The organism is Citrobacter sp. RHB21-C05 (assembly GCF_013889015.1).
Classification (GTDB): domain Bacteria; phylum Pseudomonadota; class Gammaproteobacteria; order Enterobacterales; family Enterobacteriaceae; genus Citrobacter_A; species Citrobacter_A sedlakii.
In genome coordinates, this window is record NZ_CP057611.1 from 1,196,764 (window position 1) to 1,209,153 (window position 12,390).

The 12,390-nt window shown below is 57.3% G+C and carries 8 protein-coding genes and 1 pseudogene; 7 read left to right on the plus strand and 2 right to left on the minus strand.

Annotated elements, in window-relative coordinates:
* Nucleotide 1 precedes the first annotated feature (1 nt).
* The 3 genes from qseG (at nt 2) to glnB (ending at nt 2,465) form a co-directional block, all read left to right on the plus strand.
* Complete coding sequence (gene qseG / locus HVX72_RS05765) at nt 2-727, plus strand: two-component system QseEF-associated lipoprotein QseG (protein WP_060570479.1); 726 nt, start codon at nt 2-4, stop codon at nt 725-727.
* On the plus strand, nt 727-2,061 hold the full coding sequence (gene glrR / locus HVX72_RS05770) for a two-component system response regulator GlrR (RefSeq protein ID WP_304502517.1): 1,335 nt from the start codon (nt 727-729) through the stop codon (nt 2,059-2,061). Before qseG ends, glrR begins: the two co-directional genes overlap by 1 nt.
* Nucleotides 2,062-2,126: 65 nt before the next feature.
* Nucleotides 2,127-2,465, plus strand: coding sequence for a nitrogen regulatory protein P-II (glnB, locus tag HVX72_RS05775; protein WP_012906673.1), 339 nt, complete (start codon nt 2,127-2,129; stop codon nt 2,463-2,465).
* 76 nt (nt 2,466-2,541) lie between these two features.
* On the opposite strand, the gene hmpA is transcribed toward glnB, so the two are convergent.
* Nucleotides 2,542-3,732, minus strand: a complete 1,191-nt coding sequence (gene hmpA / locus HVX72_RS05780; RefSeq protein WP_181822742.1) for an NO-inducible flavohemoprotein — start codon at nt 3,730-3,732, stop codon at nt 2,542-2,544.
* A gap of 327 nt (nt 3,733-4,059) precedes the next feature.
* Between hmpA and glyA the strand changes: the two genes are divergently transcribed.
* On the plus strand, nt 4,060-5,313 hold the full coding sequence (gene glyA, locus HVX72_RS05785; protein ID WP_181822743.1) for a serine hydroxymethyltransferase: 1,254 nt from the start codon (nt 4,060-4,062) through the stop codon (nt 5,311-5,313).
* Between the two features lie 141 nt (nt 5,314-5,454).
* Here the strand turns inward: glyA and HVX72_RS05790 are convergent.
* Nucleotides 5,455-6,636, minus strand: a pseudogene (locus tag HVX72_RS05790) (ROK family transcriptional regulator); the annotation flags it as partial.
* 113 nt (nt 6,637-6,749) lie between these two features.
* On the opposite strand from HVX72_RS05790, the gene HVX72_RS05795 reads away from it, so the two are divergent.
* The 3 genes from HVX72_RS05795 (at nt 6,750) to HVX72_RS05805 (ending at nt 12,357) form a co-directional block, all read left to right on the plus strand.
* Nucleotides 6,750-10,016 carry a DUF5107 domain-containing protein gene (locus HVX72_RS05795; protein WP_181822745.1) on the plus strand — a complete coding sequence of 1,089 codons (3,267 nt, stop codon included), beginning with the start codon at nt 6,750-6,752 and terminating at the stop codon, nt 10,014-10,016.
* Between the two features lie 71 nt (nt 10,017-10,087).
* A complete protein-coding gene (locus tag HVX72_RS05800; protein ID WP_181822746.1) occupies nt 10,088-11,530 on the plus strand; it encodes a sugar porter family MFS transporter in 1,443 nt (480 codons plus the stop codon).
* Complete coding sequence (locus HVX72_RS05805) at nt 11,527-12,357, plus strand: aldose 1-epimerase (protein WP_060570485.1); 831 nt, start codon at nt 11,527-11,529, stop codon at nt 12,355-12,357. Before HVX72_RS05800 ends, HVX72_RS05805 begins: the two co-directional genes overlap by 4 nt.
* Nucleotides 12,358-12,390 lie beyond the last annotated feature (33 nt).

Consider the following 12,390-nt stretch of genomic DNA (forward strand, 5'->3'; position numbering starts at 1 on the left):
TATGCCACACGTTTTTTTTCACATTTTTCAACGAATTCTGTCCCGTCGGGTCATCCTGGCGGGAATACCCTGTCTGGCGCTGCTGGGCTGTGTACCGCAGGCGGTAAAACATGACGCGGGCGAAACGGCGCAGGATAACCTGCCTACGACTCAACTGGCGGATTATCTGTCGGTCGACTGTACCGATATCTGGGCGCTGCATGGCCCGGCGACCGATACCAATCCGCTGTACTGGCTGCGCGCCATTGACTGCGCCGATCGTTTGATGCCGGTACAGTCGCGTAATGAAGCCCGAATGCTGAACGACGACAGCTGGCAAAACGCCTTTAAGCGCGGCGTGCTGCTGGCGAACGCCAAAATCACGCCGCTAGAGCGTCGCGACACGATTTCCCGTCTTGACGGCGTCAGTACCCTAATCCCCTCGCAGGTGCGCCCGCTTTATCAAATCTGGCGCGACGGACAGGCGCTCCAGCTTCAGCTTGCTGAAGAGCGCCAGCGCTACAGCAAACTGCAGCAAACCAGCGACAGCGAACTTGATACGCTGCGCCAGCAACAACAGCACATGCAGGCGCAGTTAGATCTGACGACGCGCAAACTGGAAAACCTGACGGACATCGAGCGCCGGCTTTCCAGCCGTAAGCCTGCCGGAAGTTACAATCCTGACGCGGGACACAGCGAAGAGAAAGCTGCCGCGCCGGTTCCGTCCGACGATGAGGTATCGCCATGATAAGCCGTAAACCAGCGCATTTACTGCTGGTCGATGACGATCCGGGCTTGCTTAAACTGTTGGGCATGCGTCTGACCAGTGAAGGCTACAGCGTGGTTACAGCAGAGAGCGGAGCCGAAGGACTGCGCGTGCTAAACCGTGAAAAAGTGGATTTGGTGATTAGTGACTTACGCATGGATGAAATGGACGGGATGCAACTGTTCAGCGAAATCCAGAAGGTGCAGCCCGGCATGCCGGTGATCATCCTTACCGCCCACGGGTCGATCCCGGACGCGGTCGCCGCAACGCAAAAAGGCGTGTTCAGTTTTCTCACCAAACCGGTCGATAAGGACGCGCTGTACCATGCTATTGATGAAGCACTGGAACAGTCCGCCCCGGCGACCGACGACAGTTGGCGTGAGTCAATCGTTACCCGCAGCCCGCTCATGCTGCGTCTGCTGGAGCAGGCGCGGATGGTGGCCCAGTCTGACGTCAGCGTGCTGATCAACGGGCAAAGCGGCACCGGGAAAGAGATCTTCGCCCAGGCGATCCATAATGCCAGCCCGCGCAGCAGTAAACCGTTTATCGCCATTAACTGCGGCGCGTTGCCGGAACAACTGCTCGAGTCGGAGCTGTTTGGTCACGCGCGCGGGGCGTTTACCGGCGCGGTCAGCAACCGCGAAGGGCTGTTTCAGGCCGCAGAAGGCGGGACGCTGTTCCTTGATGAAATTGGCGATATGCCCGCGCCGTTACAGGTGAAGCTGCTGCGCGTGTTGCAGGAGCGCAAAGTCAGGCCGCTCGGCAGCAACCGCGACATCGACATTGATGTGCGCATTATTTCGGCTACCCACCGTGACCTGCCGAAAGCGATGGCGCGCGGCGAGTTTCGTGAGGATCTGTACTACCGCCTCAACGTGGTGAGCCTGAAGATCCCGGCGCTGGCCGAGCGGACGGAAGATATCCCGCTGCTGGCGAATCATTTGCTGCGTCAGTCGGCGGAGCGGCATAAACCGTTTGTGCGCGCCTTTTCCACCGATGCGATGAAGCGCCTGATGACCGCCAGTTGGCCGGGTAACGTCCGGCAACTGGTGAACGTCATTGAGCAGTGCGTGGCGCTGACCTCGTCGCCGGTGATCAGCGACGCACTGGTCGAGCAGGCGCTGGAAGGCGAAAACACTGCGTTACCGACCTTTGTCGAAGCCCGTAATCAGTTCGAACTGAACTATCTGCGTAAACTGCTGCAAATCACCCGAGGCAATGTGACCCATGCGGCGCGCATGGCGGGACGCAACCGGACGGAGTTTTATAAATTGCTCTCCCGTCACGAGCTTGATGCCAACGACTTTAAAGAGTAGCTCCCTACCAGGACGCACGCTATGATACGGTTAGCAACCGGTTACGCGATTAAAACAGGAACACCATGAAAAAGATTGATGCGATTATTAAACCCTTCAAACTGGATGACGTGCGTGAAGCGCTGGCTGAAGTCGGCATCACCGGGATGACGGTAACAGAAGTGAAAGGCTTTGGCCGTCAGAAAGGGCATACCGAGCTGTATCGTGGCGCGGAATATATGGTCGATTTTCTGCCGAAGGTGAAAATCGAAATCGTCGTGCCGGATGACATCGTGGAAACCTGTGTCGATACCATCATCCGTACTGCGCAGACCGGCAAAATTGGCGATGGTAAGATTTTTGTCTTCGACGTGGCGCGGGTTGTACGCATCCGTACTGGCGAGGAAGACGACGCGGCCATTTAAGCCGCGTCTGTCTGTAGGCTGGCGCAGTGCCTGATGGCGCGGCGCCTGTCAGGCCTGCGGGTTTTTCCGCTGTGCGTTACAGCACTTTATGCGGACCAAAACATTCGTAATGAATGTTTTCGTTTTTCACGCCCATTTCCACCAGTTGCTTCGCGGCAAACTGCATAAACCCGACCGGACCGCACAGATAAAACTGCATAGCCGGATGGGTTAGCGACGCTTTCATCGCCGTCAGGTCCATCAGCCCTTCACTGTCAAATGCCGCTTTTGCGCGATCGGCCTCTGTCGGGATGCGATACCAGGTGTGCGCGGTAAAGTGCGGCAGCGTATTTCCCCGTTCACTCACTTCATCGACAAACGCATGCACATCGCCGTTTTCCGCCGCGTGGAACCAGTTAACCTGGGCGGTGTGTTTCGCTGTTGCCAGCGTATCCAGCATCGCCAGCATTGGGGTCTGACCGACGCCTGCGGAGATCAGCGACACCGGCGTGTCCGTTGAGACCTGCATAAAGAAATCACCGGCAGGCGCGGCTAAATGCACCACGTCGCCGACGTTTGCATGGTTATGCAGCCAGTTAGACACCTGCCCGCCGTCTTCGCGCTTCACGGCAATCCGGTAGCCTTTGCCATCTGGCTTGCGGGTCAGCGAGTACTGGCGAATCTCCTGGTGCGGAAAACCTTCCGGCTTCAGCCAGACGCCCAGATATTGACCCGGCTGGTAGTCGGCCACCGCGCCGCCATCGACAGGTTCAAATTCAAAACTGGTAATCAGCGCGCTGCGTGGGGTTTTCGCGACAATACGGAATGGTCGTGTCCCTTCCCAGCCGCCGGTTTTACGGGCATTTTCACGATAGATTTCCGCTTCGCGGTGAATAAACACATTCGCCAGCACGCCATAGGCTTTACCCCACGCATCCAGCACATCCTGACCCGGGCTGAACATTTCATCCAGCGTGGCTAACAGATGCGTGCCGACGATGTTGTACTGCTCCGGTTGGATCTGGAAGCTGGTGTGTTTCTGGGCGATCTTTTCCACAGCAGGCAGCAGCGCGGGTAGATTCTCAAGGTTGCTGGCATAGGCGGCAATGGCGTTAAACAGCGCTTCACGCTGATCGCCATTGCGCTGGTTGCTCATGTTAAAGATTTCTTTGAGTTCGGGATTATGGGCAAACATGCGATCGTAAAAATGGGCGGTCAGTTTGGGACCCGTCTCGACCAGCAGGGGAATGGTGGCTTTTACAGTGGCGATGGTTTGGGCGTCAAGCATACGGTCTTCCTTTATCTGAATCTTTAATGATGTATGTCAAATGCATCTTATAAAAAATACCCCTGCTTTGTAAATGGTTCTTTGTGACTTTGCGTTGCAAAAGTTACAACGTGAAAAATCTGCATCACAAACCTGAAAAGAAATCCGTTGAAAACCGTAAGGTCTTCATTCGGCAAAGCCTTATAGAATGCCGAGGTAATCGTTTGCGTAAAATCCTTTGTCAAGACCTGTTATCACAGAATGATTCAGTTATACTGTTGGCCGTTGTCCAACAGGACCGCCTAATTAAGGCCAAAATTTTATCGTTAGCTGAGTCAGGAGATGCGGATGTTAAAGCGTGAAATGAACATTGCCGATTATGATGCCGAACTGTGGCAGGCTATGGAGCAGGAAAAAGTACGTCAGGAAGAGCACATCGAACTGATCGCCTCCGAAAACTACACCAGCCCGCGCGTCATGCAGGCGCAGGGATCTCAGCTGACCAACAAATATGCTGAAGGGTATCCGGGCAAGCGCTACTACGGCGGTTGTGAATATGTCGATATCGTTGAGCAACTGGCGATCGATCGCGCGAAAGAATTGTTCGGCGCTGACTACGCTAACGTACAGCCGCACTCTGGTTCTCAGGCTAACTTCGCGGTTTACACCGCGCTGCTGCAGCCGGGCGATACCGTACTGGGTATGAACCTGGCGCAGGGCGGCCACCTGACTCACGGCTCCCCGGTTAACTTCTCCGGCAAACTGTACAACATCGTGCCCTACGGTATTGATGAGTCCGGTAAAATTGACTACGAAGAGATGGCGAAGCTGGCGAAAGCGCACAAACCGAAAATGATTATCGGTGGTTTCTCTGCTTACTCCGGTATCGTTGACTGGGCCAAAATGCGTGAAATCGCCGACAGCATCGGCGCGTATCTGTTCGTCGATATGGCGCACGTTGCGGGCCTGATCGCCGCGGGCGTCTATCCTAACCCGGTTCCGCACGCGCACGTTGTGACCACCACCACCCACAAAACGCTGGCGGGTCCTCGCGGCGGCCTGATCCTGGCGAAAGGCGGTGACGAAGAGCTGTACAAAAAACTGAACTCCGCCGTGTTCCCGAGCGCGCAGGGCGGCCCGTTGATGCACGTTATCGCGGCAAAAGCGGTAGCGCTGAAAGAAGCGATGGAGCCAGAATTCAAAGTTTACCAGCAGCAGGTTGCGAAAAATGCTAAAGCGATGGTGGAAGTGTTCCTGAACCGTGGCTACAAGGTAGTCTCCGGCGGGACTGAAAACCACCTGTTCCTGCTGGATCTGGTTGATAAAAACCTGACCGGTAAAGAAGCCGATGCCGCGCTGGGTCGCGCCAACATCACCGTAAACAAAAACAGCGTACCGAACGATCCGAAGAGCCCGTTTGTGACTTCCGGTATCCGTATCGGTTCTCCGGCTGTCACTCGCCGTGGCTTTAAAGAAGCGGAAGTGAAAGAGCTGGCGGGCTGGATGTGTGACGTTCTGGACAATATCAATGACGACGCGGTGATTGAGCGCGTGAAAGGTAACGTTCTGGATATTTGCGCACGCTTCCCGGTTTACGCGTAATTCACTGCGAATGCCGGATGGCGGCGCATGCCTGACCATCCGGTCGCGATGTTATGCCGGGCGTCACTCTGATGCCCGGTTATCTGAATAAAATGCCCTCACGCTTCCCTCGCCGCCGCGGCGCTCCGGGTCAATCTCGCTCAACTGCGATTCAACGTATAAATAGCCAATACCCATAAGCTGCTGCGCGCGGCTCAACGTGCCAAAGCCGATCCGCGTCGCTTTCGCCCGTGGATTATCGCCATGGTCGAAAGGATTAAATCCGGTTTGCTGGCGTAAGGTATTTAGCCAGCTTTCGCCAAAAGCACAGCTACGCCCGTATAGCCAGATCTGGTTAATATTAAGGATATTAAGGAAGTTATAAAGGCTTAATCCGATGGCGTTCGCCGCATGTTCCACCCATGCCTGAATACGCACGTCACCCTGCCGCCATGCTTCAATCAGTCTGTCCGTAGTTAGCGTCTCCGGATCCAGCTCGGGTATGGGTTGCGTTTTCATCCACACCCTCGCCTGTTTTTTCAGCGCGCTCAGCGAGGCCACGGTTTCCAGGCAACCGTAGCGACCACAGTCGCAGGCGACGCCGTCCGGATGAATAATGGTGTGTCCTATCTGTCCACTGCCGTACAGGCTGCCGCGCCAGATGCTGTCATTGATGACAAAGGAAGAACCAATCCCATAATCGACGTTAATCACGCAGAAATCTTCATTGGCCGCCGGGTTTTGCCATTTCTCCGCCAGCGCCAGCATCACGCAGTCATTATCAAGACGAACCTGCACGCCAAGCATTTCTTCCAGGAGATATTTTATCTCTACCGGGGTTTTCCACGGCGCCTGCGGCATGGTTTTCGACGCACCGGTAATCGGGTCAACCTGACCGTGCACGCCCAGCGCCAGATTAAGGGTGATCTCAGGATAGCGCTGCTGGTACACGCGCCAGTGGCGGGCTATAGCGCTGAGCAAGTCTTTCGGCGTGGCGGCATTGATTACCTCGTGCCGCCAGTCGCCGACGGCGACCAGACGGGCGTCCGCCAGTTGGCTGGTGAGGCTGGTCGGCGTCACGTTCATACAGAGCGTCCAGGCCCCGCGTTCGGGCAGGTGAAAGCTTCCGTTGCTCAGACCTCGCTGGCTCAGCGTTTCTCTGGAGTGGCAGAGCCGTCCCTCATCCACTAACTCCTGCAGAATATTGCTCACTGCCGGAATCGACAGGCCGGTCATTTGCGCCAGCTGCGACTTGCTGAGCTGTTTCTCACGCCATAAATGCGCCAGAAAGAGCTGTTTGTTTGCCTGCCGGACCCGCGCATTGTTGTAGCCTAAATGGCGCATACACTTAACTCCCTTAACTATATTGCGTGAGCGTTGCGCATTTTAACGCCAGTTAACTGTACCACAATAGCCTTAAGTCGATATTTTACTTTTATTCATTGAGTGGAGGCAGCATGTACGGTTCAGTTAAGGTCTGGCAGGAAACCTTATCACTTCCGACCTGGACGGTGGGGGAAGAAGATCCAAACCCCATGTTTCTTGAAAAGCGCGTCTACCAGGGCTCTTCCGGCGCCGTGTATCCGTATGGCGTTATTGATACGCTGACCGGCAAACGTGAGATGCGTGAGTATCAGGCCGTGTGGATGGAGAACGATTTTATCCGCGTCATGCTGCTACCGGCGCTGGGTGGACGTATTCATCGCGCTTACGACAAAGTGCGGGCGCGCGATTTTGTCTATTACAACGAAGTGGTGAAACCCGCGCTGGTCGGCTTGCTGGGGCCGTGGATCTCCGGCGGCATTGAGTTTAACTGGCCGCAGCACCACCGTCCCACCACCTTTATGCCGGTGGATTTCACCGTCCAGGCGGGTGAAAACGGCGAACAAACCGTCTGGATGGGCGAGGTGGAGCCGATGCGCGGTTTGCAGGTTATGGCTGGTTTTACGCTGTATCCGGATCGCGCGCTGATTGAAATCACCGGTAAGGTATTCAACGGCAACGCGACACCGCGCCATTTTTTGTGGTGGGCTAACCCGGCGGTGAAGGGGGGGGACGATCATCAGAGCGTATTTCCGCCGGACGTGACGGCGGTATTTGACCACGGCAAGCGCGACGTTTCTGCTTTTCCGATCGCCACCGGCACCTACTATAAAGTCGATTACTCGGCGGGCGTGGATATCTCCCGCTACAAAAACGTGCCGGTTCCGACCTCCTACATGGCGGAAAAGTCAGACTATGACTTTGTCGGCGCCTGGCATCACGGTGAACGTGGTGGCCTGTTGCATGTGGCCGATCATCACGTTTCACCGGGTAAAAAACAGTGGACCTGGGGATACGGCGATTTTGGCGTCGCCTGGGATCGTAACCTGACCGATGATAACGGCCCGTATATCGAACTGATGACCGGCGTTTTCACTGATAACCAGCCGGATTTTACCTGGCTTGCGCCTTATGAAGAAAAGGTGTTCGTCCAGAACTTCCTTCCTTACAGCGAACTGGGCATGGTACAGAATGCCAGCACCGATCTGGCGCTCCGTCTGGTGCGTGAAGACGGCGCTCTGTCGGTTGGCGTTTACGCCATCGCGCCGCTGCATGAGGCGCGAGTGACGCTCAGCGCAGAGGGCGCGCCTTTTTATGAAACCACCCTGACGCTGGCGCCGGGCCAGAGCTGGATGACACGGATCGTGGAAAACGGCCCGGACCGGATCACGATGACGGTAAGCCATCCTGATGGACGGGAATGGCTGAAATACGAAGAACACATCGCCGGGGAGGTTCCCCTGCCGTCGGCAGCAACGGCGCCGGCGATGCCGGAAGCGCTCTCCAATACCGATGAGCTCTACTTTATTGGTCAGCACCTGGAGCAATATAACCATGCCAGCCGTTATGCCGAGGATTACTATCGTCGGGCGCTGGAGGTGGATCCGCTGGATTATCGCAACAACGTCGCGCTGGGTTCGCTGGCGCTAAACCGCGCGGACTGGACGCTGGCGGCACAGTGTGCGAGCGCCGCGTTGGCGCGGGCGCACAAGCTCAACAAAAACCCGCGTGACGGCGAAGCCAGCATGTTGCTTGCCGCCGCGCTGGAGCGGCAGGGGAATTTCGACGCGGCATGGGATCACTACTTTAAAGCGAGCTGGAGCGGGAACTGTCGGGATGCCGCGTTCTGGTCGCTGGCGCGAATAGCGATGCGGCGGGGAAATTACGCGGACGCGCTGGACAAAGTCAATCAAAGCCTGCGCGTTAACGGTAGCAACAACCTGGCGATGGGGTTAAAGGCGCTGGTGTTGGCGAAGCTGGGCCGTGAAGCTGACGCGCTGACCTGGATCGATCAGCAGCTTCGCGATTATCCGCTCAGCTACGCGCTGCACTATGCGCGCTGGGCGGTGAGCCGCGACGAGTCAACGAAAGATGCGTTGATTGCCATCACGGGACGACGCGGTACTAACGCCTGTGAGTTGGCGGGCTGGCTGCTCTCCTGTGGTCAGCAAGACGCTGCGAGCGACGTGCTGGAGCTGTTGGACAGCCAGGAAACGCTGCCGTTGCTTTGGCGCGCATCCCTGAGCGATAACCCGCAGTCGTTGATTGATCGGTCACGCGCCTGTCTGCACAACCGGGTGCGCTTCCCGAATACGCTCGACGAAGTGCAAATGCTGCAAACGCTACCGGACAGCCCGTGGGCGCAATATTTACTCGGCTGCTTCTGGTACAGCAAACGCCGTTACGATGCGGCGCTGGCCTGCTGGCAATTCACGCTTGCGCAGGAAGCGGATTTCGCACCGGTGCATCGTCTGCTAGGCATCTACGCATGGAATAAACAGCAGGATGCCGTACTGGCGCGACAGTACCTTTCGCAGGCGGTGGCGCTGGAGCCGGACAACGCCCGCTTCCTGTTTGAACGGGATTACCTCGACAAACTGCTGGCTACCCCTGCTGCACAGCGTCTGCAACAGCTGGTCTCGCGCCAGTCCGTTGTTTTTCAGCGCGACGATCTCACTGTGGAATTGCTCAGCCTGTGGAACGGACTGGGCGACTACGAGGCGGCGGCGAAGGTCCTGCGCGAGCGGGCATTCCATCCCTGGGAAGGGGGCGAAGGGAAGGCGACCGGCCAGTACCTGATCAACCAGATGCATCGGGCGCTGGCAGCGATCGGCGAAGGCGCGTACCAGAATGCGGTCTACCTGCTGCAACAGGCGCTGAGCTATCCGCATAACCTGGGCGAGGGGCGTTTGCCGGGGCAAACGGATAATGACATTTGGTATCTGCTTGGCTACTGCGCGCAGCAACAGGGGCATCACGACGAGGCGCAGCGCTATTTTGCGCGAGCGACGCGCGGCGGCAGTTCGCTTGATGCCGGCCGCTATTATAACGATCAACCGGTGGATTACTTGTTCTGGCAGGGCATGGCGCTGAAGGCGCTGGGCGAGCATCACGCTGCGGAGCGGTTGTTCCAGAGCTTCCTGCATTGGGTTGAAACTCAGCGTGACAACGTGCCAGAGGTGGACTTCTTCGCCGTTTCGTTGCCGGATCTGGTGGTGCTTGATACGCCCGCGGCGGCGAAGCACCAACAGCACTGTCTGTTTATCACCGCGTTAGGGCATCTGGGGCTGGGCAATCTTACCGCCAGCCAGCAGGCGTTCGACGCATTATTGCAGGCGAATCCGGCGCATGACAAAGCGCTGCTCCTGCGCCACGTCATCCCCCTGGCGTTATGGAACTAAACCCTGAACCGGTGGTGGAAACACCACCGATAACCTCCTGTTCCCTGCGTTTCCCTGAAAGAGGAATCAACATGAATAATGCGCAGACACACCTGAATATCGGCTACGTCTGGACCATTTGTCTGGTTGCGGCCTGCGGCGGTTTATTGTTTGGCTATGACTGGGTGGTCATTGGTGGGGCAAAGCCCTTTTATGAAGCGTACTTTTCCATTACCGATCCGGTGCAGTCCGGCTGGGCAATGAGTTCCGCGCTGGTGGGCTGTATTTTTGGCGCGCTGATTTCCGGCTGGTGCGCCGACAAGTTCGGTCGCAAAATGCCGCTGATCCTCGCGGCCATTCTGTTCAGCGCCTCGGCATGGGGAACCGCCGTTGCCCATAATTTCGATATGTTTGTTATTTACCGCATCGTCGGCGGTATCGGGATCGGCCTGGCCTCAGCCCTGAGTCCACTGTACATCGCCGAGGTCAGTCCGGCGGAAAAGCGCGGTCGCTTTGTGGCGGTTAACCAGTTAACTATTGTGATCGGCGTGCTCGCGGCGCAGCTGATCAACCTGCTGATCGCCGAACCCGTCGCGCCAGGCGCGACGCAACAGGCCATCGTGGAAAGCTGGAACGGTCAGACCGGCTGGCGCTGGATGTTTGGCGCCGAGCTTGTTCCGGCGCTGGCGTTTCTGGTGCTGATGTTTTTTGTGCCGGAGTCGCCGCGCTGGCTGGTGAAGGCGGGGAAACCGGAGCGGGCGCGCGCGATGCTAAAGCGGATTGGCAGTACGGAGTACGCCGGGCAGACGCTGAAAGAGATTGAACACTCCCTGCGTAAAGATAACCATAAAGTCGCCTGGTCGACGCTGCTACAGCCGCAGATCAAGCCGATCGTGGTTATCGGGATGGTGCTTGCGGTGTTCCAGCAGTGGTGCGGGATCAACGTGATCTTCAACTATGCCCAGGAGATCTTCGCCTCTGCGGGCTTCGACATTAACGGTACGCTGAAATCCATCGTCGCCACCGGCATCATTAACCTGGTGTTTACGCTTGCCGCACTGCCGCTGGTCGACAAAATTGGTCGACGCAAACTGATGTTGTTTGGCGCATCCGGTCTGACTGTCATCTATGTGCTGATTGCGGGCGCGTATGGCATGGGGATCATGGGCTGGCCGGTGCTGGTTCTGGTACTGGCGGCGATCGCGATCTATGCCATAACCCTTGCCCCGGTAACCTGGGTGCTGCTTTCCGAGATTTTCCCCAACCGGGTGCGCGGTCTGGCGATGTCGCTGGGGACGCTGGCGCTGTGGATCGCCTGCTTCCTGTTGACGTATACCTTTCCGCTGCTCAATGCCGGACTCGGCGCGGCAGGCAGCTTCCTGCTCTATGGCGTGATTTGCGCGATGGGTTTTCTGTACATCCTGCGTAACGTGCCGGAGACCAAAGGCGTGACGCTGGAAGCGCTGGAAGAACAGTTGGCGGCTAAACAGCTGAAAACCAGCCCGTCGGCGCAGCAGAAAAGCGCACGCTCATGAGCACCGCGCTGACGCTGCAAAACGCGCATCTGCGGATGCGCGTGGATCCGCAAGGAGGCAGGCTGCTGACGCTGTTTTCGTTACCACATCAGCAGCCAGTATTGTATACAGGCGACGGCGCGGGTGGGCTGTTTCCCATGTTGCCGGTGGCTAACCGTGTGGCGGGAAACCGTTTTTCCCAGCGCGACGGCGACGTTCAACTGCCCTTGCATGATGCTGACCCCACGTTCTGGCTGCACGGAGACGGCTGGCGTCAACGCTGGGAGGTGGCCGACGCTGGCGATCAGCACTGCGTTTTGCGTCTGCGAAGCCAGCACCCCTGCGGCTACGATTATTGGGCCACCTTGCGTTACGCTCTCGACGGCGCAACGCTGGCGGCGCAGCTCTCGATAACCCATCAGGGTCAGCGACCGATGCTTTACGGCTGTGGGTTTCATCCCTGGTTTGCTTTTGACGCGCAAAGTACAGCGCAGTTTTCCGCCAGCGGCTACTGGCCGGAAGGGGAACAGCACCTGCCGTTGGCCTGGCGCAGCGACATTCCGCCAGAAGCGGATTTCAGCCGGGCGCATAATGGCGCGGATCGCTGGCTGAATGTGGGCTATTCCGGCTGGGGAGGACGGGCGGTCATCCGACATGGCGTGATGAAGATCACGCTTTCAGCGCAAACTCCCTGGCTGATGCTGTTCAGAATGCCGGGTCGGTCATTCCTCTGCCTTGAGCCGCAGTCGCATCCGGTTAACGCCCACCACATGCCGGGGCAGCCGGGATTACGTGTATTAAGTGCGGGAGAAGCGTGCCGTTTTGCACTGCAAATCCGCGTTGATTAAGGCAAAAAAGAGGTTATCTCGCTGTTAATGTTC